At 68.4% G+C, this 25833-nt stretch carries 26 protein-coding genes and 1 pseudogene; 14 read left to right on the top strand and 13 right to left on the bottom strand.

Annotated elements, in window-relative coordinates:
* The first annotated feature begins 15 nt into the window (after nt 1-15).
* The 3 genes from NFU04_RS04530 to bfr all read left to right on the top strand — a co-directional run bounded on the left by NFU04_RS04530 (nt 16) and on the right by bfr (nt 1405).
* On the top strand, nt 16-456 hold the full coding sequence (locus NFU04_RS04530; RefSeq protein WP_251308310.1) for an RDD family protein: 441 nt from the start codon (nt 16-18) through the stop codon (nt 454-456).
* Between the two features lie 83 nt (nt 457-539).
* Nucleotides 540-746 carry a bacterioferritin-associated ferredoxin gene (locus NFU04_RS04525; protein WP_251308309.1) on the top strand — a complete coding sequence of 69 codons (207 nt, stop codon included), beginning with the start codon at nt 540-542 and terminating at the stop codon, nt 744-746.
* 182 nt (nt 747-928) lie between these two features.
* The gene (gene bfr, locus NFU04_RS04520; RefSeq protein WP_251308308.1) at nt 929-1405 is read left to right on the top strand and encodes a bacterioferritin; all 477 of its coding nucleotides are present in this window, start codon (nt 929-931) and stop codon (nt 1403-1405) included.
* A 61-nt stretch (nt 1406-1466) separates the two neighbouring features.
* Here bfr and NFU04_RS04515 read toward each other — a convergent pair.
* The 3 genes and pseudogenes from NFU04_RS04515 to NFU04_RS04505 form a co-directional block, all read right to left on the bottom strand.
* Nucleotides 1467-1853, bottom strand: a pseudogene (locus tag NFU04_RS04515) (DUF1653 domain-containing protein).
* Nucleotides 1850-2686 carry a tRNA cyclic N6-threonylcarbamoyladenosine(37) synthase TcdA gene (gene tcdA / locus NFU04_RS04510; protein ID WP_251308307.1) on the bottom strand — a complete coding sequence of 279 codons (837 nt, stop codon included), beginning with the start codon at nt 2684-2686 and terminating at the stop codon, nt 1850-1852. Before tcdA ends, NFU04_RS04515 begins: the two are co-directional and overlap by 4 nt.
* Nucleotides 2679-3500 (bottom strand): pseudouridine synthase, encoded by an 822-nt coding sequence (locus NFU04_RS04505; RefSeq protein WP_251308306.1) that lies wholly within the window; start codon nt 3498-3500, stop codon nt 2679-2681. Before NFU04_RS04505 ends, tcdA begins: the two co-directional genes overlap by 8 nt.
* Before the next feature lie 164 nt (nt 3501-3664).
* Between NFU04_RS04505 and aceK the strand changes: the two genes are divergently transcribed.
* The 4 genes from aceK (at nt 3665) to NFU04_RS04485 (ending at nt 8228) form a co-directional block, all read left to right on the top strand.
* Nucleotides 3665-5428, top strand: coding sequence for a bifunctional isocitrate dehydrogenase kinase/phosphatase (gene aceK / locus NFU04_RS04500; protein ID WP_251308305.1), 1764 nt, complete (start codon nt 3665-3667; stop codon nt 5426-5428).
* Between the two features lie 9 nt (nt 5429-5437).
* Nucleotides 5438-6166, top strand: coding sequence for an SIR2 family NAD-dependent protein deacylase (locus NFU04_RS04495; RefSeq protein ID WP_251308304.1), 729 nt, complete (start codon nt 5438-5440; stop codon nt 6164-6166).
* Nucleotides 6167-6252: 86 nt separating this feature from the next.
* Complete coding sequence (locus NFU04_RS04490; RefSeq protein WP_251308303.1) at nt 6253-6999, top strand: tRNA-uridine aminocarboxypropyltransferase; 747 nt, start codon at nt 6253-6255, stop codon at nt 6997-6999.
* Between the two features lie 281 nt (nt 7000-7280).
* A complete protein-coding gene (locus NFU04_RS04485; protein ID WP_251308302.1) occupies nt 7281-8228 on the top strand; it encodes a bile acid:sodium symporter family protein in 948 nt (315 codons plus the stop codon).
* A gap of 82 nt (nt 8229-8310) precedes the next feature.
* Here the strand turns inward: NFU04_RS04485 and NFU04_RS04480 are convergent, their stop codons facing one another.
* From NFU04_RS04480 to def, 7 genes are all read right to left on the bottom strand, one after another.
* Nucleotides 8311-9552: a TraB/GumN family protein gene (locus NFU04_RS04480; protein WP_251308301.1), complete on the bottom strand. Its 1242-nt coding sequence runs from the start codon at nt 9550-9552 to the stop codon at nt 8311-8313.
* A 103-nt stretch (nt 9553-9655) separates the two neighbouring features.
* Complete coding sequence (locus tag NFU04_RS04475) at nt 9656-11104, bottom strand: TrkH family potassium uptake protein (protein WP_251308300.1); 1449 nt, start codon at nt 11102-11104, stop codon at nt 9656-9658.
* A gap of 34 nt (nt 11105-11138) precedes the next feature.
* Entirely contained in the window at nt 11139-12512 is a 1374-nt protein-coding gene (gene trkA, locus NFU04_RS04470) for a Trk system potassium transporter TrkA (protein WP_251308299.1), read from the bottom strand.
* Nucleotides 12513-12617: 105 nt separating this feature from the next.
* A complete protein-coding gene (locus NFU04_RS04465) occupies nt 12618-12824 on the bottom strand; it encodes a dodecin (RefSeq protein ID WP_146801958.1) in 207 nt (68 codons plus the stop codon).
* 284 nt (nt 12825-13108) lie between these two features.
* Entirely contained in the window at nt 13109-14440 is a 1332-nt protein-coding gene (rsmB, locus tag NFU04_RS04460) for a 16S rRNA (cytosine(967)-C(5))-methyltransferase RsmB (RefSeq protein WP_251308298.1), read from the bottom strand.
* Nucleotides 14437-15426, bottom strand: a complete 990-nt coding sequence (fmt, locus tag NFU04_RS04455; protein WP_251308297.1) for a methionyl-tRNA formyltransferase — start codon at nt 15424-15426, stop codon at nt 14437-14439. The genes rsmB and fmt overlap by 4 nt, the downstream gene beginning before the upstream one ends.
* A gap of 112 nt (nt 15427-15538) precedes the next feature.
* Nucleotides 15539-16051 (bottom strand): peptide deformylase, encoded by a 513-nt coding sequence (gene def, locus NFU04_RS04450; protein WP_251308296.1) that lies wholly within the window; start codon nt 16049-16051, stop codon nt 15539-15541.
* A gap of 237 nt (nt 16052-16288) precedes the next feature.
* On the opposite strand from def, the gene NFU04_RS04445 reads away from it, so the two are divergent.
* From NFU04_RS04445 to aroE, 5 genes are read left to right on the top strand one after another with little or no spacing between them, the layout of a single operon-like run.
* Nucleotides 16289-17368 (top strand): LysM peptidoglycan-binding domain-containing protein, encoded by a 1080-nt coding sequence (locus NFU04_RS04445; protein WP_459382065.1) that lies wholly within the window; start codon nt 16289-16291, stop codon nt 17366-17368.
* 12 nt (nt 17369-17380) lie between these two features.
* On the top strand, nt 17381-18454 hold the full coding sequence (gene dprA, locus NFU04_RS04440; RefSeq protein ID WP_251308294.1) for a DNA-processing protein DprA: 1074 nt from the start codon (nt 17381-17383) through the stop codon (nt 18452-18454).
* Nucleotides 18455-18505: 51 nt separating this feature from the next.
* Complete coding sequence (locus NFU04_RS04435) at nt 18506-19075, top strand: L-threonylcarbamoyladenylate synthase (protein ID WP_251308293.1); 570 nt, start codon at nt 18506-18508, stop codon at nt 19073-19075.
* Between the two features lie 57 nt (nt 19076-19132).
* A complete protein-coding gene (gene hemF / locus NFU04_RS04430) occupies nt 19133-20056 on the top strand; it encodes an oxygen-dependent coproporphyrinogen oxidase (RefSeq protein WP_251308292.1) in 924 nt (307 codons plus the stop codon).
* Nucleotides 20053-20865, top strand: coding sequence for a shikimate dehydrogenase (gene aroE / locus NFU04_RS04425; RefSeq protein WP_251308291.1), 813 nt, complete (start codon nt 20053-20055; stop codon nt 20863-20865). The genes hemF and aroE overlap by 4 nt, the downstream gene beginning before the upstream one ends.
* Nucleotides 20866-20929: 64 nt before the next feature.
* On the opposite strand, the gene NFU04_RS04420 is transcribed toward aroE, so the two are convergent.
* The 3 genes from NFU04_RS04420 to NFU04_RS04410 form a co-directional block, all read right to left on the bottom strand.
* On the bottom strand, nt 20930-21187 hold the full coding sequence (locus NFU04_RS04420; RefSeq protein ID WP_251308290.1) for a hypothetical protein: 258 nt from the start codon (nt 21185-21187) through the stop codon (nt 20930-20932).
* Between the two features lie 17 nt (nt 21188-21204).
* Nucleotides 21205-21999, bottom strand: a complete 795-nt coding sequence (locus NFU04_RS04415) for a M48 family metallopeptidase (RefSeq protein ID WP_251308289.1) — start codon at nt 21997-21999, stop codon at nt 21205-21207.
* 114 nt (nt 22000-22113) lie between these two features.
* Nucleotides 22114-22938 carry an AraC family transcriptional regulator gene (locus NFU04_RS04410; RefSeq protein ID WP_251308288.1) on the bottom strand — a complete coding sequence of 275 codons (825 nt, stop codon included), beginning with the start codon at nt 22936-22938 and terminating at the stop codon, nt 22114-22116.
* A gap of 237 nt (nt 22939-23175) precedes the next feature.
* Here NFU04_RS04410 and NFU04_RS04405 point away from each other — a divergent pair, with 237 nt between their 5' ends.
* Both NFU04_RS04405 and NFU04_RS04400 read left to right on the top strand, forming a co-directional pair.
* The gene (locus NFU04_RS04405; protein ID WP_251308287.1) at nt 23176-24849 is read left to right on the top strand and encodes a 2-isopropylmalate synthase; all 1674 of its coding nucleotides are present in this window, start codon (nt 23176-23178) and stop codon (nt 24847-24849) included.
* Between the two features lie 102 nt (nt 24850-24951).
* Nucleotides 24952-25821: an ATP-binding protein gene (locus tag NFU04_RS04400; protein WP_251308286.1), complete on the top strand. Its 870-nt coding sequence runs from the start codon at nt 24952-24954 to the stop codon at nt 25819-25821.
* Nucleotides 25822-25833 lie beyond the last annotated feature (12 nt).

The raw sequence follows: 25833 nt of genomic DNA, 5'->3' as shown, positions 1-25833 counted from the left end.
CGAGGACGCAAATCGATGCAACGCCACCGTTTTTCCGATCTGGATCGCACCTGGCCCGCCGGGTTGGGTCGCCGCCTGGGCGCCATGCTCTACGATACCCTGGTGGTGATCGCCCTGTGGATGGTGCTGGGGTTCGTCGCCGTGGCCCTCAACGGCGGCGAGGCCAACGAGACCCCGCTCTTCCATAGCGTGCTCCTGGTGGCCACCTTCGCGTTTTTCGCCTTCTCCTGGATGCGCGGCGGCATGACCCTGGGCATGCAGGCCTGGCGGCTGCGCATCCAGACACCGGAGGGCGGGCGCATCAGCCTGACCCAGGCGCTGCTGCGTTTCTTCGTCGGCCTGGCCTCCTGGATCGCCCTGGGGCTCGGCTACTGGTGGGTCCTCTTCGATGGCGAGAAGCGTAGCTGGTCGGATATCGCCTCGGGCAGTCGGGTGGTCGTACTACCAAAGAAGTAATTGCTAATGATTCGCAAGGGGGTTGCCATAGTCTCTGCGAATCATTTACATTTGTTCTCGTAATGAATCGCGAGGACACCCGCATGTATGTCTGTCTGTGCAAGGGAGTAAACGACCGGGCCATCCGCGACGCCGTGGAAGAGGGCGCGCGTAGCTGGCGCGAGGTGCGCGAGCGTACCGGTTGCGCCACCCAGTGCGGCAAGTGTGCGGGCACCGGCAAGGACATCATGCGTGAGGCCATTTCCGAGGAGATGAGCCTGGTCGCCCAGGACCTCGCCTACGCGGTCTGAGCGCTCGCGAACCTAACGCATTCCTGTTCTCGCTCTCCGACGGTAATTCTCCGCACCTGATAACTCCTCGTAACCTTCTGTTATTCATGGAAAATTAATAAGTTCTGTCGCATACTTTTGGAGTCCCCTGCCGAAGGTGCGACGAGTCGTGCCTGGCATCCAGAACCATCGAGGAGATTCCCATGAAAGGCGACGCCAAGGTCATCGGCTACCTCAATACCGTGCTGGGCAATGAGCTGGTGGCCATCAACCAGTACTATCTGCATGCCAAGATGTACAAGGACTGGGGCCTGAAGGCCCTGGCCAAATGGGAGTACGAGGAGTCCATCGAGGAGATGAAGCACGCCGATACCCTGATCGAGCGTATCCTCTTCCTGGAAGGGCTACCCAACCTGCAGGACTACGGCAAGCTGCTGATCGGCGAGAATACCCGCGAGATGCTCGAGTGCGACCTCAAGCTGGAGCACAAGGCTCGCGAGGACCTGATCGAGGCCATTACCCACTGCGAGAAGGTCAAGGACTATGTGAGTCGCGACCTCTTCCGGCATATCCTCGACGAGGAAGAAGAGCATATCGATCATCTGGAGACCGAGCTGGGCCTGATCGACAAGGTGGGCCTCGAAAACTACCTGCAGAAGCAGATGCACGCCGCCGACTGATTGTCCGCTGTGCGCTCTCGACGCCCGGTGCCACTGGCAGCGGGCGTTTTAGTGTCTGCCCCTAACCATGGCGAAAGGCCTGCTCCAGTGCGAAGCGCGGCTGCGTTTTTCCTTCCACCTCGATACTTTCGGTAAACATCGCCAGGGGCCGGACCCAGAGGCCGTACTCGCCGTCATAGAGAGTGCGGTAGACCGCGTGGGTCGGTGACCGGCTTTAGCCGTGGCGAAAGGCCTGCTCCAGTGCGAAGCGCGGCTGCTCCTCGCCGTCTTTCACCACCGTTTCGGTAAACATCGCCAGGGGCCGGACCCAGAGACCGTACTCCCCATAGAGCGCGCGGTAGACCACCAGCGGCTCCTCGGTCTCGCTATGCCGGGCCAGGCCCATCACTTCATAAAGGGGGCCCTTGTAGTGGCGATAGATACCGGGGACCGGGACGGTCGTGCTCATGGGGTCTGCTCCTGGGGTTCCTGAGTGGTTTGCTGCTGCGCCTCGCGCTGGGCGCGGCGGGCGAGGCGCGCCATCACCCGGGCGGCGGCGGCGAAGCCGAAGCTGCCGGTGACGAAGGTGGCGGCGCCGAAGCCCTCGGCGCAGTCGAGGCGGGTGGCATTGCCGGCGCCGGGCTTCTGCAGGCACACCTCGCCGTCGCCGCCGGGATAGACCAGCTGCTCCTCGGAGTAGACGCACTCCACCTCGAAGCGCCGCTTGGGATTGCGCGAGAAACCATAGTCCCGGCGCAGCCGCGAGCGCACCTTGGCCAGCAGGGGATCGTGCTGGGTGCGCGCCAGGTCCGCCACCCGGATGCGGGTGGGGTCGGTCTGGCCGCCGGCGGCGCCGGTGACGGTGATCGGCAGCTTGCGGCGCCGGCACCAGCCGATCAGCGCCGCCTTGGCGATCACGCTGTCGATGGCGTCCACCACATGGTCGGCGTCCGCGGGCAGGCGCTCGGCCAGGTTCGACGGGGTGACGAAGGCGCTGTCCGCCACCACCGTCATCTGCGGGGCGATGGCCCGGCAGCGCTCCGCCAGCACCTCCACCTTGGGGCGACCGATGGTGCCGTCCAGGGCGTGGAGCTGGCGATTGACGTTGGAGACGCAGACGTCGTCCAGGTCGATCAGGGTCAGCTTGCCGATGCCGGCCCGGGCCAGGGCCTCCACCGTCCAGCTGCCCACGCCGCCCACGCCCACCACCACCACATGGGCGCGGCGGAAGGCCTCGCTGGCGCGGCGGCCATAGAGGCGGCGGATGCCGCCGAAGCGCAGGTCGTAATCGTCGTTATGCATAACCGTTCTCCGAGTCGATCATGGGCCGGGTCCCGATCTCGGGGAGCACATCGCGCCAGGCGATGCCGCCGCGGGGCAGGTGGCCGGCCCAGCCGAAGCGCTCGAAGAGCGCCGTCATGCCGGCATCCAGGGGGGCGGTGACGTCGAGCCAGCGGCCCTCCCGGGGATGCTCGACGCCCAGCGTCACCGCCGCCAGCAGCAGCCGGGGGCAGCCCAGCCGTTCGGCGAAGAAGCGGTTGTGCACCCCCTTCCCGTGCTTGGCGTCGCCGATGATCGGGTAGCCGCGCCGGGAGAGATGCCGGCGGATCTGGTGGCGGCGCCCGCTATGGGGGCGCGCCTCCATCAGCGAGTAGCGGCTCTGGGGGTAGCGGTCCACCGCCACCGGCAGCTCCACGCTATCCAGGCGACGCACCTCGGTCAGCGCCGCCTGGGCCGGCATCTCGGCCTTGGGGCGGGGCCCATCCTCCTCCCGCAAGGGGTAGTCGAGGCGCGCCGCCTCGGGGCCGACGCCGCGCACCACCGCCAGGTAGCGCTTTTGAATGCGCTGCTCGGTAAAGGCGGCGTTGAGCTCGGCGGCGGTGCGCGAATCCAGGGCGAAGAGCATCACCCCGGAGGTGGGGCGATCCAGGCGATGCACCGGGTAGACCCGCTGCCCCAACTGGTCGCGCAACTGCTGCACCAGGAAGCGGGTCTCGCCCCGGGCCAGGGGGCTGCGATGGACCAGCAGCCCGCTCGGCTTGTGCACCGCCACCAGGTGCGCGTCTCGGTAGAGGATGGTGATGGGGGTGTCGTCGGGGGGATGGCTTATGGGCACGACTTGCAAGACCTGAGCATCGGCAAAACGGGGCCTATTGTCGCCGCTGGGCGCCGTCCTGTCACGGAGGGTGTCATGGTATTACAAGACGCTACACCATGGTCGTCTCGCCGTGACCAGAGGATTCCGCCAGGCTAGTCGTTGCCGCCGCCAGGAACCCCGCCATGAAACTCTCCGCCGCCTATCGCCTCGCCGCCACCATTCTGCATGGCTTCGATGAGTACCGTACCCGCTTCCGGGCGATTACCCGGGACGCCAGCCGGCGTTTCCGGGACGCCGCCTGGCGAGAGGCGCAGCAGGCCTCGGCGGCGCGCATCAACCTCTACGACGACAAGGTGGCGGCGACCCTGGGGCGCCTCCGGCGCACCTTCCAGGCCGAGGTGCTGACCCACTGCGAGTGCTGGCGGGAGGCCAAGGCTCACTACGCCGAGCTGATCGATCAGCGCCTCGACTACGAGCTCGCCGAGACCTTCTTCAACTCCCTGTTCTGCTCGGTCTTTCACCACCGCCATATCCGCGACGACTGGATGTTCGTCTACAGCTCCCGGGATAGCGCGCCCCGTCATTCGGGCATCTGCCTGACGCGTACCCGACGGGTCGCCGGCGACTGGGCCGGCGCCCTGCGCTGGGCCCTGGGGGAGGCGCGCCTGGAGACCCCCTTCGATGACCTCGAGCGGGACGCTCGCCTGGGCGCCGACTTCCTGGTCGGTCATCTCCCCGCGACGCTGCGGGACGCCGACGATACCGAGGTCGAGTTGCTGGAGAGCGTCTTCTATCGCAACAAGGGCGCCTACCTGGTGGGGCGGCTGCGCGGCGGCGCCGAGCAGTTGCCCCTGGTGCTGCCGATCCGTCATGGCGATGGCTATGGCGAAGAGGCGGGGGCCAGCGAGGGCCTGCACCTGGATACGGTGCTGATCGAGCCGGAGGAGGTCTCGATCATCTTCTCCTTCACCCGGGCCTACTTCCAGGTCGATACTCAGGTGCCCGGCGAGTGCGTCGACTTCCTCCAGGAGCTGATGCCGGACAAGCCGGAGGGGGAGCTCTACTCCGCCATCGGCTTCTACAAGCACGGCAAGACCGAGTTCTTCCGTGGCCTCAACCGCCAGGTGGCCAAGCGCGAGGATCGCTTCGTTATCGCCCCCGGGGTGCGCGGCATGGTGATGGCGGTCTTCGTGCTGCCCTCCTACCGCACCGTCTTCAAGATCATCAAGGATCGCTTCGACCCGGCCAAGGAGGTGACTCATCGGGTCGTTCGCGACAAGTACCAGTTGGTCAAGTGTCACGACCGGGTCGGGCGCATGGCGGATACCCAGGAGTTCTCCAATTTTATCGCCCGCCGCGATCATTTCGACCCGGAGTGCCTGGAGCACCTGCTGGAGGTGGCGCCCTCCACCGTCTCGCTGCGCGACGACAAGGTGATCATCAAGCACTGCTATGTCGAGCGGATGATGACCCCCCTGAACCTCTACCTGGAGCAGTGCGATGGGCAGGAGACCCGCGCCGTGCTCAAGGACTACGGCAATGCCATCAAGCAGCTGGCGGCGGCCAATATCTTCCCCGGCGACATGCTGTTGAAGAACTTCGGGGTGACCCGTCACGGCCGGGTGGTCTTCTACGACTACGACGAGATCTGCTACCTCACCGAGTGCCATTTTCGGCGCCTTCCCCGCGCCCATGGCTCGGGGCAGGGGGAGCCCGCGGAGCCCTGGTTCTCGGTGGGGTCCGATGATATCTTCCCGGAAGAGTTCGGCCCCTTCATGGTCGCCAACCCCGAGCTGCGCGCGCTGTTCGCCGAGCTGCATCCGGAGCTCTTCGACCCCGACTACTGGCAGGGGCTGCAACGAGCGATCCGCGACGGCAAGGTGATCGACGTGACCCCCTATCGCGACAAGCAGCGCTTCGTCGAAACGGCTGCCCCGACCCACTGACGAGTCATCATGAGCGAGTCCCCCCACCTGGTGGTATTGAGCGGCGCCGGCATCAGCGCCGAGAGCGGTATCGCCACCTTTCGTGCCAGCGACGGCCTCTGGGAGAACCACCCGGTGGAGGCGGTGGCCACCCCCGAGGGCTGGGCGCGGGACCCCGAGCGGGTGCTGCGCTTCTACGATGCGCGCCGCGACCAGGTGCGTCGGGCGCGTCCCAATGCCGCCCACAAGGCCCTGGCGGCCCTGGAGAAGCGGGGCTTTCGGGTCAGCATCATCACCCAGAACATCGACGACCTCCACGAGCGGGCCGGCTCACGCCGGGTGCTGCACCTGCATGGGGAGGTCCTCCAGGCGCGCTCCACCGCCGATCCCGGCATGCGCTACCCGCTGCGTCGCGGTGGCATTCGCCTCGGCGATCTCTGTGACCTGGGCAGTCAGCTGCGCCCCGACGTGGTGTGGTTCGGCGAGCCGGTGCCCCGCTACGTCGAGGCCCAGGAGATCGTCGCCGAGGCGGACCTGCTGCTGGTGGTGGGCACCTCCCTGGCGGTGATGCCGGCGGCCTCCCTGCTGCATCAGGCGCCGCTGGATGCCGAGGCGATCCTGGTCGATCCCCAGGCCCAGCAGTTGGCGCCCCCGGGGGTGGTGCGCATAAACCAGCCCGCCGGTCAGGGCGTGCCGGCCCTGGTCCGACACTGGACGCGGGAAGGACGGCTATGGATGCCGGAGACGCTGCTGGAGTAAGAGACGTCGCCATCCCGGTGGCGCTGGGGGCGGCAGGGCCTGGGGTGATAGACTACCCGCCCCTTGACTCCCCGGACCCGAGCCCCATGCAGGAAGACGTGCGTTCCCCCTCTGCCGCTGACCGCGATCCCGCCACCGGCCATCCACGCCCGCCGCGTCGAGAGTTCAAGGCCCGGGGCAGCTTCGTGGAGCGCTGCGCGGGCTGCAATCTGCCGACGCTCAACTGCCTCTGCCCCTATCGAGTCGAGGCCGAGAGCACGGCCCGGGTGTGGCTCGTGACCCACCCCCTGGAGCATCACAAGCCCACCAATACCGGTCGCCTGATCCGTGACGTGCTGGGCAGTACCGAGGTCTTCACCTGGTATCGCACCGCCCCGGACGAGCGCCTGCTGGCGCTGTTGGCGGACGAGCGTTATGCCCCCTTCGTGATCTTCCCCGATGACCAGCCCGACTATGCCCACCGGGTGGTGGGCATGGAGGCGGTGGCCTCGGCCCGGGCCGAGGCGCGGATCCCGGTCTATGTGATCCTCGACGGCACCTGGCGGCAGGCGCGGCGTATCTTCCGCAAGAGCCCCTATCTCGAGGCGCTACCGGTACTGCCGCTGCGCACCGAGCGGCTGACCCGCTACCGGCTGCGCAAGCCCGCCTCCGAGGCCCATCTGTGCACCGCCGAGGTGGCCGCCGAGCTGCTGCGCCAGGGCGGTGACGGCGCTGCCGCCGAGATCCTCGACGACTACTTCCAGGTCTTCAACGACAGCTATGCCGCCAGCCGCCGTTTCGAGAAGCTTGAGACGCCGACGCCGGCCATGACCCGGCTGCTGGCGGCGCGTTAGGCCGCCCCGGCCGCCCGGGTGTACCGGAAGAAGGCCGCCTGCTCGCGCAGGTGCCCAGCCGCTGAGCGCCCGAGGCGCGAAACGGTAGTGAGGCGGATGCCGAAGCGCTCCCGGTCATGCAGTAATTTACCTTGGTAATTATTAATCGATAACTTATTGCGTCCGGCCGGGCTTGTCAGCCATTGCCCGCGCGCCACGTTGCGGCGACCATTAGAGGCCGCGGGGCGACCCGTGAACGAACGAGCCGGAGAGGCCGCCAACCATCAACGCAAGGACACGTCATGTCATTCTTCGAACGCTTCAACCGCCTGTTTCCCGTCTGGGCGGTGCTACTGGCGGCCCTGGCCGCCTTCCAGCCGCAGCTCTTCATCGGCCTGGCCGGCAGCATCAAGACGCTGCTAATGGTCATCATGTTCGCCATGGGGCTGACGCTATCGAAGGCGGATTTCGCCCGGGTGGTGAAGTCGCCGGCGCCGATCGCGGTGGGCGTGGTGCTGCAGTTTTTGATCATGCCGTTGGCGGCGCTGGCGATCTCCCGGTTGCTGGGGCTGTCGGACGCCCTGACCATCGGCATGGTGCTGGTCGGGGCCACCGCCGGGGGCACGTCCTCCAATGTCATGACCTGGCTGGCAGGCGGTCGGGTGGCGCTGTCGGTGTCAATGACCATGGTCTCGACCCTGCTGTCGGTGGTTGCCACGCCGCTGCTGACCCTGCTGCTGGTCGGCCAGAGCGTCGACGTGCCGGTGGCGGGCATGTTGACCAGCATCGCCCAACTGGTGGTGGCGCCGGTACTGATCGGGGTGATCGTCAATCACTGGCTGGGGGAGCGCATCGCCCGGGTCGAGCCGGCGCTGGCGAGCCTGGCGATGCTGGCCATCGTGGTGATCATTGCCATCGTGGTGGCCCTCAATGCCGAGCGGCTGGCGACCCTGGGGCCGATCGTCGCCCTGGCGGTGGTCGCCCATAACGCCATCGGACTGGCCGGTGGCTATGGCCTGGCCCGGGCGCTGCGCTTCGACGAGCGCACGGCCCGGACCATCGCCTTCGAGGTGGGGCTGCAGAACTCCGGGCTCGCCGTGGCGCTGGCCAACCAGTTCTTCACCGCCACCGCGGCCCTGCCGGGGGCGCTGTTCTCGGTGTGGCACAACGTCTCGGGCTCGCTGCTGGCAGGTGCTTGGAAGCGCCGCCCGGCGGACGACGAGTCGTCGCCGGCGCTGCAGGCGCGCTGACGCGGGCGTTGTCTACCGCGGAACGACAAGGGCCCCGGGCAGCGATGCCCGGGGCCCTTGCGTCGTGGGGAGGGTGGCGAGGTCAGCCGCCGAACAGGGCGCCGGCGATCCGTAGTCCCGCCACCCAGGTACCCGCGGCGGAGCCGATGGTGGCCAGCATGAATACCAGCAGGGTGCGCGAGACCCGGTTGCGCCACCAGCCCTTCACGCTGGCCACGTCGTGGCGCAGCGCGGAGAAGTCGCGCACCTTGGGCTTGCGCATGGCCAGCTCCACCCCGGCGGCCACGAAGCCGGCGCCGATGGTGGGGTTGAGGGAGGTCAGGGGCGCGGCGACGAAGGTGGCGGCGATGGTCACCGGGTGGCCCAGGGCGATGGCGCTGCCCAGCGCCGAGAGCACGCCGTTGATCAGGAACCACTCGCCCACCAGTTGCAGCCCCAGGCCGGTGTCCCGGGAGAAGCCGATGGCGAAGCCGGTCAGCACCAGGGCGGTGATAAGCCACGGCAGCAGTTTCCAGACCCGCGAGCGGGGCGGGGTGTGTTCCAGGGCCTCGCGCTCCACGCCGGGGGCCTGGGGCAGCGGCGCCGCCAGGTGCTCGCCGAGGCCCTTGAGGTGGCCGGCGCCGATCACCACCAGCACATTCCGGTAGCGGCCGGGGTTCTCCTCCGCCAGGCGCAGCGCCATATAGCGATCCCGCTCGCGGATCAGCGGGGTATAGAGGGCCTCGGACTGCTCGGCGAATTCGCTGAAGGTGGACTCCAGGACGTCGCCCTCCTTGAGCCGCTCGATCTCCGCCGGAGAGACCTCCTGACGCGAGACGACGCTGCTCAGCAGGCCGGTGATCAGCCCCATGCGCTGCCACCAGGGCACATTGGTGTAGATGCGCTTGAGGGTGATGCCCACGTCCCGGTCGACCAGCAGCAGGGGCAGGCCCGCCGCCTCGCTCTCCTCCAGGGCGGCGCGCATCTCGGCGCCGGGCTCGATGCCGGACTGCTCGGCGAGGCGCTGCTGGAAGGCGCCCAGCGCCAGGCTGGCGGCCACCATGCCCGCCTTGCCCTGGCGAAAGACCTGGAAGAGGTCCTGGTCGGCCAGGGCGTCCGGCTCCACCAGGCTGTGGTGACGGGAGGGGCAGAGCTCGATGGCCACCGCATCGAAGTCGCCGGAGCGGATCAGTGCACGCACCTCCGCCGCGCTCTGGGCGGAGACATGGGCGGTACCCAGCAGGGTATAGCGGGTCTCGCCCACCTGCAGCACCTGGCGCGGTCCCGCCGTCGCGGCCTCCGTCGGGGAGGGCTCGGTGGCGGTGATGTCCTGGGAGTCGGTCATGGGGGCTCGGCATCTGGGAGTGGATGGGGCGATTATCCATAAAGCCGGGCCATCGGCGCAAACCCTTGGCCCCCCCTAGCGGTGACTCTCCACCTCGAGAGCGTCAGCGCCGCCAGAAGGCGGGGGTAAAGAGCACCAGCACGGTAAAGATCTCCAGGCGCCCGAGCAGCATGGCCACCACCAGGATCCACTTGGCCAGGTCGGGCAGGTCGCCGTAGTTCGCGCTGGCCTCGCCCAGGGCCGGGCCCAGGTTGTTGAGGCTGGAGGCCACCGTGGACCAGGCGGTGACCTGGTCCACCCCGGTGGCCATCACCCCCACCAGCATCAGGAAGAAGAGCATCACATAGACCGAGAAGAAGCCCCACACGGCCTGGGCGATGCCGTCGGGCACGCTATGCTTGCCCACCTTGACGGCGATCACCGCATTGGGGTGGATCAGGCGCATGATCTCGCGCATGCCCTGCTTGAGGATCAGGATGATGCGAATCACCTTCATGCCACCGCCGGTGGAGCCGGAACAGCCGCCCACGAAGGCGGCCATGAACAGCAGAAAGGGCAGGGCCCCGGGCCAGGCCGAGAAGTCGGCGACGCCGAAGCCGGCGGTGCTGGCCACCGAGACCACCTGGAAGAGGCCGTGGCGCAGCCCCAGGCTGTCGTCATAGGTGCCGGTGACCCAGAGGGCGCCGACGGTGATCAGCGCCAGGCCACCCAGGAAGAGCAGCAGGAAGTTCGCCTCCGGGTCGCGCAGGTAATGGCCCAGGCGCTTCTCCCGCCAGGCGACGAAGTGCAGGCTGAAGCTCATCGCCGAGACGCCCATGAAGGCCACGCAGATCAGCTCGATGGTGGCGCTGTCGAAGTGCCCGATGCTGGCGTCATAGGTGGAGAAACCGCCCAGGGCGACGGTGGAGAAGCCGTGACCCAGGGCATCGAACCAGTGCATGCCCGCCGCCCAGTAGGCGAGGATGCAGGTCAGGGTCAGGGAGGCGTAGATATACCACAGCGCCTTGGCGGTCTCGGTGATCCGCGGGGTGAGCTTGGAATCCTTCAGGGGGCCCGGGATCTCGGTGCGGTAGAGGGCCATGCCGCCGACGCCCAGGGTCGGCAGGATGGCCACCGCCAGGACCACGATCCCCATGCCGCCCAGCCACTGCAGCTGCTGGCGATAGTAGCGCACCGACTCGGGCAGGCCCTCGATACCGGTGATCACGGTGGCGCCGGTGGTGGTCAGGCCGGAAAAGGACTCGAAGAAGGCGTCGGTCACCGACAGCGCATGCGCGCCATCGAGCATCAGCGGCAGGGCCCCGAAGCTGCCCAGCACGCTCCAGAACAGTGCGGCGATCAGGAAGCCGTCCCGGGTGCGCAGCTCCTTGCGGGCATGCCGGTTGGGCCAGAAGATCAGGGCCCCGGTGGCCACGGTGATGCCCAGGGCGATGGCGAAGGCACTCCAGATGCCGTCCCGGTAGAGCAGGGAGATCAGTGCCGGCGGCACCATGGTCAGGCTGAACTGCATCAGCAGCAGCCCGAGGATGCGCAGGATCATGCGTAGGCTCATGGTGCCGCTGTCCTTAGGGAAACCACCCGGTTCATCAGAAGAAGGTCAGGCCGACCTGGAAGAGGCGCTCCACGTCGCGGATGCGGCGCTTGTCGACGACGAACAGGATGACATGATCGCCGGACTCCACCACCACGTCGTCGTGGGCGATCAGCACCTCCTTGCCGCGCACCACGGCGCCGATGGTGGTGCCGCCGGGCAGGTCGATCTCGCCGATGGCACGGCCCACCACCCGCGAGGAGCGGGCATCGCCGTGGGCGATGGCCTCGATGGCCTCGGCGGCGCCGCGACGCAGGGAGTGAACATTGACGATATCGCCGCGGCGTACATGGGTCAGCAGGCTGCCGATGGTGGCCTGCTGGGGGGAGATGGCGATATCGATCTCGCCACCCTGGACCAAGTCCACGTAGGCGGCGTTGTTGATCAGCGTCAGCACTCGCCGGGCCCCCAAACGCTTGGCCAGCATCGACGACATGATATTGACCTCGTCGTCGTTGGTCAGGGCGCAGAAGATATCGCACTCCTCGATGTTTTCCTCCAGCAGCAGGCGCTTGCTGGTGGCGCTGCCGTGCAGCACCACGGTGCGGTCGAGGCGCTCGGAGAGGGTGGTGCAGCGCTCCAGGCTGTGCTCGATGATCTTCACCTGGTGGCTGTGCTCGAGCATCTCGGCGAGGCGCTCGCCGATATTGCCGCCGCCGGCGATCATCACCCGTCGGAAGTCCCGCTCGACCCGGCGCAGCTCGCTCATCACCGCGCGGATATCGCGGCGGGCGGCGATAAAGAACACCTCGTCGTCGGCCTCGATCACGGTATCGCCCCGCGGGATGATCGGCCGGTTGCGGCGGTAGATGGCCGCCACCCGGGTATCCACGTTGGGCATATGGCGGCGCAGGAAGCCCAGGTCCTGGCCCACCAGGGGCCCGCCATAGAAGGCCTCCACCGCCACCAGCTGCACCTGACCGCCGGCGAACTCCAGCACCTGCAGGGCGCCGGGGTACTCGATCAGGCGGCGGATATGGTCGGTGACCACCTGCTCGGGGCTGATCAACACGTCGATGGGAATCGCCTCGTGGGCGAACAGGCCGCGACGGGTCAGGTAGGCGGTGGCCCGCACCCGGGCGATCTTGGTCGGGGTGCGGAAGAGGGTATGGGCGACCTGGCAGGCGATCATGTTGACCTCGTCCTGGCTGGTCACCGCGATCAGCATGTCGGCGTCCTCGCAGCCGGCCTGGCGCAGCACCATGGGATAGGAGGCGGGGCCACTGACGGTGCGGATATCGAGGCGATTATGCAGCTCGCGCAGCTTGTCGCCGTCGGTGTCCACCACCGTGATGTCGTTCTCCTCGTGGGCCAGGTGTTCGGCCAGGGTGCCGCCGACCTGACCGGCGCCGAGAATGATGATCTTCATGACAGGGATTCCGTCTGCTGATAACCCAAGCCGCCGCCGGCGCCGGGGACGCGTCGGCGGCGGACCGAGTGGCGCCGGCTAGCATAAACCACCGGGCCACGGGGGTCACTCTTCCAGGGTGAAGCCCACCTTGAGGGTCACCTGCCAGTGAGCCACTTTGCCATTCTCGATATGGCCCCGGGTCTCGATGACCTCGAACCAGCGCATGTCGTGGATAGTGCGGCTGGCCCGGGTCAGGGCCTGATTGACGGCGTCCTCGATGCCCTCGGGAGAGGAGCCGGTGAGCTCGATATGCTTGTAGACGTGGGACATGGGGCCTCCCGTGCCGATGAAGGGGCCCCGCCGCGATGGCGGGGGCTCCTGGCAGTATAGGGGGGCCGGCACCGGATGCCGGTAAACGCTAATTCTTCACCGGGGCGTCTCAGGCGGTGGCCTTGCTCTTGTTCTTGTATCGCCGGGCATAGCAGACGCCGTTATGCTTCTCTGCGTCGGCGGGACGCGTCAGGCGGTGGCCTTGCTCTTGTTCTTGTATCGCCGGGCATGGAAGACGCCGTTATGTTTCTCTGCGTCGACGGTCACTGCCGTGGCGGGGCATGTCAGTCGGTGGCCTTGCTCTTGTGCAGCCGAGCATAGAAGAAACCGTCGTGACTCTCCTCCTCGGGCAGCAACTGGCGGCCGGCGCCGGCGGGGCGCCCCCAGGCCACGTCGCCGGGGGTGGTGACCTCGGCGTCGGGGGTGCGGGCCAGGAAGGCCTGGATCTGATCGGCGTTCTCTTCCGGCAGGACCGAGCAGGTGGCATAGAGCAGGGTGCCGCCGGGGGCCAGCTTGGCCCAGAGGGCATCCAGTAGCCTGGCCTGCAGCGCCGCCAGTGCCGGAATATCCTCGGCGCGGCGCAGGGCTTTGATGTCCGGGTGGCGGCGGATCACCCCGCTGCCGGAGCAGGGGGCGTCCAACAGGATGGCATCGAAGGGGGTGCCATCCCACCAGTCGTCCGTGGCGGCGTCGGCATGCAGCAGGGTGGCCTCCAGCTTGAGCCGCTCCAGGGTCGACTCGACCCGGGAGAGTCGCTTGGCATCGCTGTCGATGCCGGTCAGGGCCAGGTCGAAGACCTCCAGCAGGTGGGCGGTCTTGCCGCCGGGGGCACAGCAGGCGTCAAGGACCCGGGCCCCGGGGCGCGGCGCCACCACCGGACCCAGCAGCTCGGCGGCGAGCTGGGCGGCCTCATCCTGAACGCTGACATGGCCGGCCTCGAAGCCGGGGAGCTGGTAGACGTCGCAGGGGGTCTCCAGGGTCAGGCCATCCGGGGAGTGCAGGCAGAGTCGCGCCGGAAGGTGGGCGTCGTAGAGGCGGGCCAGGTAGGCCTCCCGATCGCCATGGCGGCGGTTGATGCGCAGGGTCATGGGGCCGGGCAGGTTATTGGCCGCGGCGATGGCGCGCCAGTCGTCGGGCCAGGCCTGGCGCAGTGCCTTGAGCAGCCAGGGCGGGTGCATCAGGGCCACATGGGGGTCCTTGTCCACCTCGGCCTGGAGCGCCAGGGACTCCCGCTGCAGGCGGCGCAGGCAGCCGTTGAGCACCCGGGTGGCCCACTCCTTGCCGAGCAGGCGGGCGGCGCCGGCGGTTTCGCCCACGGCGGCATGGGCCGGCACGCGCAGGTAGAGCAACTGGTAGATACCCACCAGCAGCAGGGCCTGAATATCCGCATCGCGACGCTTGAAGGGGTGCTTGAGCAGTCGGCCGGCCAGGGCCTCCAGGCGCGGCTGGGTGCGACAGACGCCATAGCAGAGCTCGCGCAGCAGGCCCCGATCACGGCTGCCCACCTGCCCCTCGTCGAGGCTCGCCAAGGAGCCCTTGGCGGTAATCACCGGGACCAGATTGCGGGCCGCGGCGGCACGCACTTCCTGGCCGTTGGGGGGGCGACGATCGCTCATTGGGGCGCCTCCGTGGGGGTCTCGCCCAGGCGGGTGCCCGGGGTGAAGCGGGCCTGGCCGGCGTTAAGCAGCTCCCGGGCGGCCAGGGGCTTGCCGCTGGGCAACTGGGCGCGAGTCACCGCCAGCACCTCGCGGCCGTCCTCGCCGCAGGCGATACGCAGGGCGTCGCGGCCGGCGGAGAGCAGGGTGCCGGGAGGCGCCTGGGGATCCTCGGCGAGGCGCTCGCCGACGGCCGCCAGCCAGATCCTCAGGGGCTGGTCCGCCAGTCGGGTCCAGGCCACCGGCCAGGGGTTGAAGGCGCGTACCCGGGCGGCCAGCTCGGCGGCGGGGCGGCGGAAATCGAGTTCCGCCTCCGCCTTGGAGAGCTTGGCGGCATAGGTCACGCCCGCCTCGGGTTGGGGGGTGGCCGCTAGGCCGTCCGCGGCGAGCCGGTCGAGGGCCTCGACGATGGCCTCGCCGCCCAGCGCCGCCAGGCGGTCGTGGAGTTCGCCGCCGGTGGTGGTGTCGTCGATGGGGGTGGTGCGGGTCAGCAGCATGGGGCCGGTGTCCAGGCCGGCGTCCATCTGCATGATGGTCACCCCGCTCTCGGCATCGCCGGCCTCGATGGCGCGCTGAATGGGCGCGGCGCCGCGCCAGCGCGGCAGCAGGGAGGCGTGCACATTGAGACAGCCCAGACGCGGGATATCCAGCACCGCCTGGGGCAGCAGCAGGCCATAGGCCACCACCACCATGATATCCGCCTCGAGGGACGCCAGTTCGGCCTGGGCCTCGGCATCCCTCAGGCTCTGGGGCTGGTAGACCGGCAGCTCATGCTGCTGGGCCAGGGCCTTGACCGGGCTGGGGGTCAACTTGCGGCCGCGGCCGGCGGGACGATCGGGCTGGGTATAGACGGCGATGACCCGGTGGGGACTGTCGAGCAGCGCCTGGAGGCTGGAGGCGGCGAAGTCCGGGGTGCCGGCGAAGATCACGCGAAGGGGTCGAGTCATGCAGGATGGCCTTGCTGGGTCGTCGGTTCTGACAGGGTAGGCGACATGATAGCGCAAGGCGGCCCTTAACGACGAAGGCCGGGGGATACCCGGCCTTGTCATGGGAAGAGGCTTAGGCCTCCTGCAGCAGCTTATGGCGCTTCTGCATCTTCTTCATGACTCGCTCGCGCTTGAGTGCCGAGAGGTAGTCGACGAAGAGCACGCCCTCCAGGTGGTCATGCTCGTGCTGGATGCAGTGCGCCAGCAGGCCATCGGCCTCCAGCTCGTAGGGCTGGCCGTCGCGGTCGAGGGCCTTGAGGCGAACCCTCAGGGCGCGGGGCACCTCGGCGTAATACTCGGGCACCGAGAGGCAGCCCTCCTGCATCGGCTGACGCTCCTCGCCGAGGGGGGTGTACTCGGGATTGATCAGCACCAGAGGCTGGCTCTGGTCGTCGCTGACGTCCATCACGATGACGCGACGGTGCACATCCACCTGGGTCGCCGCCAGGCCGATGCCGCGGGCGGCGTACATGGTCTCGAACATGTCATCGACCAACTGGCGAACGGCGTCATCGACGGTGTCGACCGGGGCCGCCTTGGTGCGCAGGCGCTCGTCGGGAAATTCGAGAATGGGTAATTTGGCCATGGCGTTGAAATCACCGTTGTGCGGGGGTTCGGGTTTCTTTCCATATTGTAGAGGGGCGACGACGGCAACGGAACCACGCGACCCGATCATGGGCGTAATAGTCATGCCCTATCGTGAATCCCGGTGTGCGTGAGCGGGACACGGGGATTACACTGATTTACGAAATGCTACATGAAGGTGCGGGGAATTCATTCGGCCGGAGCCCGTTCGGGGCCGGCGGGGCTGGGGGGCCAAGGGATGAAACGATGCTTGCGATATCTATGCGGCGGGGCGCTGGTGGCCCTGATCATGGCGTGGGTGGCCGCGGCTCAGGCGCAGTCGCTGAGCTATGCCGGGCTCAGGAGCGATGCCCCGGAGCGTTATACGGTGGTGCGCGGCGATACCCTCTGGGATATCTCCGGACGCTTCCTGCGTCACCCCTGGCAATGGCCGGAGATCTGGCAGGTCAATCCACAGATCCGCAATCCTCACCTGATCTATCCCGGTGACATCATCTACCTGGCCGACTGCAACGGTCGCCCCTGCCTGCGCCTGGAGCGGGGGCAGGGCGTGGTTCGGCTCTCGCCGGAGGTGCGCCGGGTGCCCCACCGGGAGGCCATCGCGCCCCTGCCCCTGGAGGTGGTGGAGCACTTCCTGCGCCGTCATCGGGTGGTGGACGAGGCCGAGGGGATCGAGAACCTGGCCTATGTAGTGGGCGGCGACGATCGCCGCCTGGTCAGCGGCGCGGGGGATGCCATCTATGTGCGCGGGGCGCTGCCCGACACCGGGCGCCTGGGGATCTATCGCCTGGGCGAGCGCTACGAGGATCCCCAGAGTGGCGAGCTGCTGGGCATCGAGTTGCTCGGCGTGGGGCGCGCCCTGTGGCTGCGTCGCGACGGCGAGATCAGTCGCCTGGAGATCACCGAGTCCGATCTCGAGGTACGCAATGGCGACCTGATCCTGCCGGTGGAAGAGCGCGAGTGGGCCGGCCAGTTCCTGCCCCGGGCGCCGGAGCGCGCCATCAGTGGGCGTATCCTGGCGGTGCCCGGCGGGGTGCAGTTTATCGGTCGCCTGCAGGTGGTGGCCCTGGACCTGGGGCGTCGCGATGGCATCGCGGCGGGACATGTGCTGCGGGTCGAGCAGCAGGGCGAGCTGGTCACCGACCCCAATACCAACGAGCTGATCCAGCTGCCCGGCGAGGAGGCCGGCCTGGTGATGGTGTTCCGGCCCTTCGAGAAGGTCAGCTACGCCCTGGTGATGCAGGCGACGCGCACCCTGGGGGTGGGGGATCGGGTCTATCATCCCGACCGCCGCGAGCTGCTGGCCGACGCGCCCTGAGCCCAGGCGCCGATGACCGCCAGGGAGTGGTGGTTGCTGACCCGGCTGCCGGGCCTGGGGGCCCTGCAACTGGCGAGGCTGCGGGCCCAGTCGCCGGCCTGGCCCGAGGGCTGGCTGGCGCTGCTGCCGGGGCAGGCCCGCCAGGCCCTGCGGCTATGGCTCGAGCATCCCGCCCGCAGCCCCCTCCAGGCCGAGCTCGAGGCCCTGGAGGAGTGGGCCGACGCGGCCGAGGATCACCACCTGCTGTCCCCCGATCACCTCGCCTGGCCGAGACTACTCGATGAGCTGCCCGACCCGCCGCCACTGCTCTGGGCGCGGGGCGAGCTCGCGGCCTTGACGCCGCCCCGCCTGGCCATGGTGGGGTCCCGTCGGCCTACCCGGGATGGCCTGCGGAGCGCGGCTCGCTTCGCCGAGGCCATGGCCGCGCAGGAGTGGTGCGTGGTCAGCGGCATGGCCCTGGGGATCGACGGCGCTGCCCAGGCGGCGGCCCTGGCGGCCGGCGGTACCAGCCTGGCGGTGCTCGGGACGGGCATCGACGTGATCTACCCCCGCCAGCATGGTGCCCTCTACGAGCGGCTGCGCCGAGGCGGCCTGCTGCTCGCGGAACATCCTCCCGGTACTCCACCTCACCCCGGCCATTTCCCGCGTCGCAACCGCATCATCACCGGCCTCTCCCGGGGCGTGCTGGTGGTGGAAGCCGCCGAGCGCAGCGGCTCCCTGGTCAGCGCCCGCCTGGCCCTGGAACAGGGCCGCGACCTCTTCGTGCTGCCCGGGTCGCTGCACAACTCCCAGGCCCGGGGCTGCCTGCAGCTGCTGCGCCAGGGGGCGACCCTGATCACCCGACCCGAGGAGCTGCTGGAGGAGCTGGGGCACTGGGAGGGGCCCCTGGCCGCATCGATGCCCGAGCCGGCGCCTGCCGCCGACGAGGCGCCCCTGCTGGCGCTGCTCAGCGAGGTGCCCACGCCCCTGGATGCCCTGGTGGCGCTGGCCGGACTATCGGTGGCGGAGTGCCAGCGACAGTTGCTGGCCCTGGAGCTGGAGGGCCGGGTGGCGGCCACCGCCGGGGGCTGGGTCCGCCTTCCGTAAGGCGCGGGCCATGGTAGACTTTGCCTTTTCAGCGAGAGCGATGAGGTCGCCATGGGTGATGCGCTTCTTTCCAGTGAATCTCTGTCTCAGGGCGTCGCCGCGCTGCGCAGCGGCGGCGTGATCGCCTACCCCACCGAGGCGGTCTGGGGGCTGGGCTGCGACCCGGATGACGAAGGGGCGCTGACCGCCCTGCTGCGCCTCAAGTCCCGGGACCCGGCCAAGGGAGTGATCCTGATCGCCGGCGATATCACCCAGTTCGGCCCCTGGCTGGAGGGCCTCGACCCGGCCCTGCATGCGCCCCTGGTGGCCAGCTGGCCCGGGCCCAATACCTGGCTGGTGCCGGACAACGGCCGTGCCCATCCCCTGGTGCGCGGTGGTCACCGCAGCGTGGCGCTGCGGGTCAGCGACCATCCCCTGGTCGCCGAGCTGTGTGCCGCCTTCGGCGGGCCCATCGTCTCGACCTCCGCCAACCCCGCCGGGCAGCCGCCGGCGCTCAGCGCGGACCAGGTGCGTGGCTATTTCGGCGACGACCTGGCGGCGCTGGTGGAGGGCCCCCTGGGCGGGCGCGACCAGCCCAGCACCATTCGTGATCTGATCAGCGGGCGCGTGCTGCGCGGCTGATCCTTCCCATGCACCCGGGTCGGGCACTCGTCCGGCCCAATATCGACCGGAGGCTTCGTGGCCCACGCCCATCTCGATGCCGTCAAGACCTACCTGCTGGAGCTGCAGGACCGCTTATGTCAGGGCCTGGCCGAGGAGGATGGCCGGGCCGAGTTCCGCGAGGATGCCTGGACCCGGGAAGAGGGCGGCGGCGGCCGCTCCCGGGTGATCGAGAACGGCGCCCTCTTCGAGAAGGGCGGCGTCAATTTCTCCCATGTGTATGGCACCCAACTGCCGCCCTCGGCCACCGCGGCGCGGCCGGAGCTCGCCGGGCGCGGCTTCCATGCGGTGGGCGTCTCCTGGGTGCTGCACCCGGAGAACCCCCATGTGCCCACCAGTCACGGCAATGTGCGCTTCTTTATCGCCGAGAAGGCGGGGGAGGCGCCGGTGTGGTGGTTCGGCGGCGGCTTCGACCTGACCCCCTTCTATCCGGTGCTGGATGACGTCCGGCACTGGCACCGGGTGGCCCGGGACGCCTGCGCGCCCTTCGGCGACGACGTCTACCCGCGCTACAAGGCCTGGTGCGACGACTACTTCTACCTCAAGCATCGCGGCGAGACCCGCGGCGTGGGTGGGCTCTTCTTCGACGACCTCAACGACTGGGGCTTCGACAGGAGCTTCGCCTTCCAGCGCGCCGTGGGCGACGCCTTCCTCGACGCCTATCTGCCCATCGCCCGGCGCCGCCGGGAGACGCCCTGGGGCGAGCGAGAGCGGGATTTCCAGCTCTATCGCCGGGGGCGCTATGTGGAGTTCAACCTGGTCTGGGACCGGGGCACCCTCTTCGGCCTGCAGAGCGGCGGACGCACCGAGTCGATCCTGATGTCGATGCCGCCGCTGGCGCGCTGGGACTACGGCCGGGAGCCCGAGCCGGGCAGCCCGGAGGCGACGCTCTACCGGGACTACCTGCGGCCCCGGGACTGGCTGGGGGAGGCCTCGGCATGAGCGATCGCTACTGCGTCTTCGGCCATCCCATCGGCCACTCCCGGTCGCCGGCCATCCACGCCGCCTTCGCCGCCCAGTGGGGTGAAGCGATCGACTACACCGCCATCGAGGCGCCCCTGGACGACTTCGCCGGGGCCTGGCGCGACTTCGTCGCCGCCGGCGGTCGCGGTGCCAATGTCACCGTGCCCTTCAAGGAGGAGGCCCACCGCCTCTGCGCGACCCTGAGCCGCCGGGCACGGCGGGCCGGGGCGGTGAATACCCTGGTGCTGGGCAAGAATGGCGATACCTACGGAGATACCACCGATGGCGTCGGCCTGGTCCGCGACCTTCAACGCCATGGCGTGACGCTGCGGGGCGCGCGGGTCCTGGTGCTGGGCGCCGGCGGTGCGGTGCGCGGGGTGCTGGAGCCGCTGCTGGCCGAGGGGCCGGCGAGCCTCCGGGTGGCCAATCGCACCGCCGCCAAGGCCGAGGCCCTGGCCGATGATTTCGCCGATCTGGGGCCGATCCGGGGCGGTGGCTTCGAGGCCGTCGCCGGGCCTTTCGATCTGGTGATCAACGGCACCAGCGCCAGCCTGGGGGGCGCGCTTCCGCCGCTGCCCGACGACCTCTTCGCCGCGGGGGCCACCGCCTACGACATGATGTATGGCGCCGAGCTCACCGTCTTCCTGCGCTGGGCCCGGGAGCGCGGTGCCCGCCCCCTCGACGGCCTGGGCATGCTGGTGGAGCAGGCCGCCGAGGCCTTCTTCCAGTGGCGCGGCAAGCGCCCCGATACCGCCCCGGTGCTGGACGAGCTGCGGCGCGCGCTGTGAATCGCTTGTCTGCGAAACGCCGAGGGCCGGTCCGATGACCGGCCCTCGGCGTTTTAGGCGCGGCTCAGCGGCGTTTGACGTAGAGCCCCACCATGCATAGCCCCACGCCCAGCATCGAGAGCAGCATGCCGCCGTTGACCAGCAGCGGATGACGCTGGAAGAGCGAGACGAAGGGCTGGGGGCCCTCCCGGCACACCCCTTCCAGGTAGTCCCAGTGGCCCCCGCCGAAGGTGCAGTCACGCACCTGGCCGAGTTCCCAGAAATAGACGCCCATCAGCGCCAGGGAGGGGAGGATCAACAGCAGCAGTCCGAGTCGTAGCATGGGGGTTCCGTCGGAGGTTAGCGGGGGGCTTGGCAGTGGGGGACGCGGCCGGCCTGACGGGCGCGCTCGTAGCGGGCCAGGGCCGGCCCCATCTCCGCCTGCAGGGCGGCCAGGCGCTGGGCATGGCTGGGGTGCGTAGAGAGCCAGGCGGGCGGCTGGCCACCGGAGGCGGCGCGCATGTTCTCCCACAGGGCCAGGCTGGCGCGGGGATCGAAGCCGGCGTCGGCCATCAGCCCCAGGCCGATGATATCCGCCTCGCTCTCGTGACGCCGCGAGAAGGGCAGCAGGATGCCGTACTGGGCGCCGGCGCCCATCAGCCCCAGCACCTGCTGACTCTCGATGCCGGCGGAGCTCTGCAGCACCGACAGCCCCAGTTGGGTCACCGACTGGGTCGAGGCCCGCTCGTTGGCATGGCTGGCCAGCACATGGCCGATCTCGTGGCCCACCACGGCGGCCAGCTGGTCGGGGGTCTCGGCCACCTTGAGCAGGCCGCTATGCACGCCCATATAGCCGCCGGGCAGGGCGAAGGCGTTGATCGACGCCTCGTCGAAGACGCGGATCTGCCAGTTCTGGTGGCGGGCCCGCTCCGGCAGGGCGTCGACCAGGGCGCCGGCCACGCACTCGGCGTAGCGCTGAGCGGCGCCACCCGCCTGGGGCAGATCCGACTGGTACTGGGCGAAGGCCTGCTGGCCCATCTGGTTCAGCTGCTGATCCGAGTAGAGGGTCAGCTGCTGGCGTCCGGTGGGCGAGGTGGCGCAGGCGGCGAGGCCGAGGCAGAGGGCTCCCACGGCCAGGCGTGGTATCCAACGCATGATGATTATCTCCATCGGGGGTGCCCCGGGAAGGGGCTGTCGGCCCACAAGATACCCGAAAGTCGCTGGGGTCAACAGCAGGCTTCGACGTCGGAAGGCATGGCTCGACCGAGGTTACCCGGCCGGACCACTGTTCCGGTAGAACGCCGTAGGTGGCACGCCGAACTGGCGTCTAAAGGCTGCGGTGAAGGCGCTCTGGCTGCTGTAACCCTGTTGCAGGGCAATCTCCACGATGGGGACTCCCTGGGCGAGGCTCTCCAGGGATAGCAATAGCCGCGCCTGTTGCCGCCAGCGGCCAAAGGTGACGCCGGTGCTGCGCTGGAATCGCCGGTGGAACGTCTTGGGGCTCATGGCCAGCCGTCGGGCCCACTCGTCTGCCGTGAGGCTGGTCGAGGGCCGCTCGGTCAGGATCCGGCAGATCTGGGCGATGCGTGCGTCCTCCGGCCAAGGCAAGTGGAACGGAAGCACCGGGAGCGTACAAAGTTCATCGAGTAGAAACCGCATCAGGCGAGCATCGCGGCTGTCGCCGACATAGGGCTCTTCCACCTGGGTGGCGGCAAGGATGAGCTCACGCAGCAGGGGTGAGACGTCGATCACGCACTCGTCACGGGGCAGGCCCTCGATGGCATCGGGGGTGACGAACAGGCTGCGGAGCCGTGTCACCCCGCGCATATACAAGGCGTGACGGGTACCGGCGGGCAGCCAGACGCCACGGGTCGGCGGGGTTACCCAACGGCCGGAGGGTGTCTCGACCACCAGCACCCCCTCGATCGCATAGGCCAGTTGCGCGCGTGGATGGTGGTGAGGTGCCACGCGGTGACCGCTGGGGTAGTCGATGGCGACACCGGTCACCGGCATGGCCGACGCGTTGTAGGGCTGGTGGAGAAGGTCGACCATTCGATCATTCACTATGACCATTTTGCGATAAAAATAGACCATCTGGCGCAGGATGTCCCTAGGGAGGCGCTCTAATCTAGTGACTCCTTGCCTCCGGGAAACGCTCATGTTCCGACTTCCTCGCCATTCGCTAGCGCCAACCCTACTCCTGGATCATCACCGGGGTCTGTGGTCGCCCGTCGGCGCCCTGTGATCTCTCCCGGTCCCCGGTGTCGAGAGGCCTGCTTGATGGCTGGGAGAGGTCGTGATTTTCCCGACAATCCATTCTAGGTAGCGACCATGCTTCAGTATCCACAGCACAAGTACCGCCCCTTTCCGACCATTGATCTGCCGAACCGTCGCTGGCCTTCCCGTACCATTACCCAGGCGCCGACCTGGCTCTCCACCGATCTTCGCGATGGCAACCAGGCCTTGTTCGAGCCGATGGGGCGAGAGCGCAAGCTGTATCTGTTCGATGAGCTGGTACGCCTTGGCTTCAAGGAGATCGAGGTTGGCTTTCCCGCAGCGTCGCGTATCGACTTCGATGTGGTTCGACGGCTGATCGATGAGCGGCGCATCCCCGACGATGTCACGCCCATGGTGATGACCCAGTTGCGAGAGGATCTGATCGAGGAGACGGTGCGCAGCGTCGCCGGGGCGCGTCGGGTCATTATCCATCTCTACAATGCTGTCGCACCGCTGTGGCGGCGCCTGGTCTTCGGGCTTTCCGTGGCGGAGGTCGAGCAACTGGTGGTGCACCATGTCGAGCTGCTGCGTGCCAAGGTGGCACGTTATCCGCAGACCGAGTGGGTGTTGCAGTATTCACCGGAGACCTTCTGCATGGCCGAGCTGGAAGTGTCACTGCGGGCCTGCAATGCCGCCATCCGCTGCTGGGGGGCTGAGCCAGGCCGACCGGTCATGATCAATCTGCCTACCACCGTGGAAGTGGCGACGCCGAATGTCTTTGCCGATCAAGTCGAGTGGATGAACGACCGCCTCGAGCGTCGTGAACATGTGGTGCTTTCGGTACATCCGCATAACGATCGCGGCACCGGTGTCGCCTGTGCCGAACAGGCGCTGCTGGCAGGGGCTCAGCGTGTCGAGGGCTGCTTGTTCGGCAATGGCGAACGCAGCGGCAACCTCGACCTGGTGACCCTGGCGCTCAACCTCTACACCCAGGGCATCTCCCCGGGGTTGGATTTCTCCGATATCGCTGCCGTGGCGCGGGTCGCCGAGCAGCGCACCGCATTACCCATCCATCCACGCCACCCCTATGTCGGTGACCTGGTCTTCACCGCCTTCTGGGGATCGCACCAGGATGCCATCGCCAAGGGGTTAGCCGCCCAGTGCCCGGGCGCGCCGTGGGAAGTCCCCTATCTGCCGATCGATCCTCAAGACGTGGGGCGTACCTACGACAGCATCGTGAGGGTCAACAGCCAGTCGGGTAAGGGAGGAATCGCCTTCCTGCTGCGCCAGGAGCATGGTGTCACCATGCCCAGGCGTATGCAGGTCGAGTTCAGCGCTATCGTCCAGCGACAAGCCGATACCAGCGAGGCTGAACTCGATGGCGAGGCTATCTGGGCGCTGTTCGAACGTACTTACCTGGTGCCGGCGCGCGCGGGCGGTACCCTGGCCTATGTCGGGCATCGCCTGTGGGATGCCGACGAGGGGCAGGAGATCGAGATCGAAGTCGAACTGTCCGATGCTACCCGACGGCGCTTGCGAGGCAGCGGCAATGGCCCCATAGACGCCGCCGTCGATGCTCTGCAGATTCCGCTGCGTATCGATAGCTATGAGGAGCGCAGCCTGGGCAAGGGTGCCGATGCTCCAGCGCTGGCGATCGTGGAGGGGAGTCGGCCGGGAGTGGCCGGCTCGCGGTTTGGGGTGGGGTGCCATCCGAACCTCGTGACCGCGTCGGTGCAGGCGGTGCTCAGTGTCGCGGCGCGCCTTACCTCTCCTGTGGCGTCTCGCTAGGAGCGGGGAGGGAAGGTCGTAGCGACTGGACTCGACCCACTTGATTACAATGGACGTTTTCTCGAGACCAGCCCCCGGAGGGGGATGACATGGAGAGGCATGATGAATGAGGAGTTAACCCAGCGACTGCTGTCGCTGCTGACACGGGTCGAGCCCTGGCTGCCGCCGGCCCCCCAGACGGTGGACTGGTCCCGCGACGTGGCGGCCCTGTGGCAGCGTCATGCCCTGGGCGGCCAGCTCCTGCCGGTGCCGCCCCGGGATGCCCTGGGCCTGGACGACCTGCTGGGCATCGAGCGCCAGAAGCTGGCCCTGGTGGACAACACCCGCGCCTTCCTGCGGGGGCTGCCGGCCAACCACGCCCTGTTATGGGGCTCCCGGGGCAGCGGCAAGTCATCGCTGATCCGCGCCCTGCTCAACTCCCTGGCCGGCGAGGGACTGCGGCTGGTCCAGGTGGATCGTCACGACCTGGCGGGGCTGCCGCTGCTGGTGGAGCAGCTGCGCCGCGAGCCGCATCGCTTCGTGGTCTACTGCGACGACCTCTCCTTCGAGGGCAGCGACGACGCCTACAAGGCCCTGAAGAGCGTGCTGGACGGTGCCCTCACCGGGCCGCCGGAGAACGTGCTGCTCTACGCCACCTCCAATCGTCGTCACCTGCTGCCGGAGTCGATGAGCGACAACGACGCCAGCCGCCTGGTGGGCGAAGAGCTCCATCACGGCGATGCGGTGGAGGAGAAGATCTCGCTCTCCGACCGCTTCGGGCTGTGGCTCGGCTTCCACCCCTTCAATCAGGACGCCTACCTGGCGGCCTGCTGTCACTGGGTGACCCGGCTGGGCGAGGCCGAGGACTGGACTGACGAGGCCCGGGCCGCGGCGATCCGCTTCGCCACCCTGCGCGGCGGGCGCAGCGGCCGCGCCGCCTGGCAGTTCGCCAACCAGTGGGTGGGCGGCCGGCGCCTGGCCGGCGAGGCCTGAAACGACGCCGCC

This window comes from Halomonas sp. NCCP-2165 (genome assembly GCF_023708045.1).
GTDB classification, from domain to species: domain Bacteria; phylum Pseudomonadota; class Gammaproteobacteria; order Pseudomonadales; family Halomonadaceae; genus Bisbaumannia; species Bisbaumannia pacifica.
The sequence above is the reverse complement of the archived record's forward strand: the minus strand, read 5'-3'. Positions and strand labels throughout refer to the sequence as shown.

Bases quoted from the DNA above. Each gene is read 5' to 3' on its own strand.
- NFU04_RS04480 (WP_251308301.1), bottom strand. From the start codon at position 9,552: ATGACCGACTCCCAGGACATCACCGCCACCGAGCCCTCCCCGACGGAG.
- fmt (WP_251308297.1), bottom strand. From the start codon at position 15,426: ATGACTCGACCCCTTCGCGTGATCTTCGCCGGCACCCCGGACTTCGCC.
- NFU04_RS04415 (WP_251308289.1), bottom strand. From the start codon at position 21,999: ATGCGTTGGATACCACGCCTGGCCGTGGGAGCCCTCTGCCTCGGCCTC.
- NFU04_RS04435 (WP_251308293.1), top strand. From the start codon at position 18,506: ATGGGTGATGCGCTTCTTTCCAGTGAATCTCTGTCTCAGGGCGTCGCC.
- tcdA (WP_251308307.1), bottom strand. From the start codon at position 2,686: ATGCATAACGACGATTACGACCTGCGCTTCGGCGGCATCCGCCGCCTC.
- NFU04_RS04495 (WP_251308304.1), top strand. From the start codon at position 5,438: ATGAGCGAGTCCCCCCACCTGGTGGTATTGAGCGGCGCCGGCATCAGC.
- trkA (WP_251308299.1), bottom strand. From the start codon at position 12,512: ATGAAGATCATCATTCTCGGCGCCGGTCAGGTCGGCGGCACCCTGGCC.
- NFU04_RS04475 (WP_251308300.1), bottom strand. From the start codon at position 11,104: ATGAGCCTACGCATGATCCTGCGCATCCTCGGGCTGCTGCTGATGCAG.
- NFU04_RS04525 (WP_251308309.1), top strand. From the start codon at position 540: ATGTATGTCTGTCTGTGCAAGGGAGTAAACGACCGGGCCATCCGCGAC.
- dprA (WP_251308294.1), top strand. From the start codon at position 17,381: ATGACCGCCAGGGAGTGGTGGTTGCTGACCCGGCTGCCGGGCCTGGGG.
- aceK (WP_251308305.1), top strand. From the start codon at position 3,665: ATGAAACTCTCCGCCGCCTATCGCCTCGCCGCCACCATTCTGCATGGC.
- NFU04_RS04465 (WP_146801958.1), bottom strand. From the start codon at position 12,824: ATGTCCCACGTCTACAAGCATATCGAGCTCACCGGCTCCTCTCCCGAG.
- NFU04_RS04405 (WP_251308287.1), top strand. From the start codon at position 23,176: ATGCTTCAGTATCCACAGCACAAGTACCGCCCCTTTCCGACCATTGAT.
- NFU04_RS04445 (WP_459382065.1), top strand. From the start codon at position 16,289: ATGAAACGATGCTTGCGATATCTATGCGGCGGGGCGCTGGTGGCCCTG.
- bfr (WP_251308308.1), top strand. From the start codon at position 929: ATGAAAGGCGACGCCAAGGTCATCGGCTACCTCAATACCGTGCTGGGC.
- def (WP_251308296.1), bottom strand. From the start codon at position 16,051: ATGGCCAAATTACCCATTCTCGAATTTCCCGACGAGCGCCTGCGCACC.
- NFU04_RS04410 (WP_251308288.1), bottom strand. From the start codon at position 22,938: ATGGTCTATTTTTATCGCAAAATGGTCATAGTGAATGATCGAATGGTC.
- NFU04_RS04485 (WP_251308302.1), top strand. From the start codon at position 7,281: ATGTCATTCTTCGAACGCTTCAACCGCCTGTTTCCCGTCTGGGCGGTG.
- rsmB (WP_251308298.1), bottom strand. From the start codon at position 14,440: ATGAGCGATCGTCGCCCCCCCAACGGCCAGGAAGTGCGTGCCGCCGCG.
- NFU04_RS04420 (WP_251308290.1), bottom strand. From the start codon at position 21,187: ATGCTACGACTCGGACTGCTGCTGTTGATCCTCCCCTCCCTGGCGCTG.
- NFU04_RS04490 (WP_251308303.1), top strand. From the start codon at position 6,253: ATGCAGGAAGACGTGCGTTCCCCCTCTGCCGCTGACCGCGATCCCGCC.
- NFU04_RS04530 (WP_251308310.1), top strand. From the start codon at position 16: ATGCAACGCCACCGTTTTTCCGATCTGGATCGCACCTGGCCCGCCGGG.
- NFU04_RS04400 (WP_251308286.1), top strand. From the start codon at position 24,952: ATGAATGAGGAGTTAACCCAGCGACTGCTGTCGCTGCTGACACGGGTC.
- aroE (WP_251308291.1), top strand. From the start codon at position 20,053: ATGAGCGATCGCTACTGCGTCTTCGGCCATCCCATCGGCCACTCCCGG.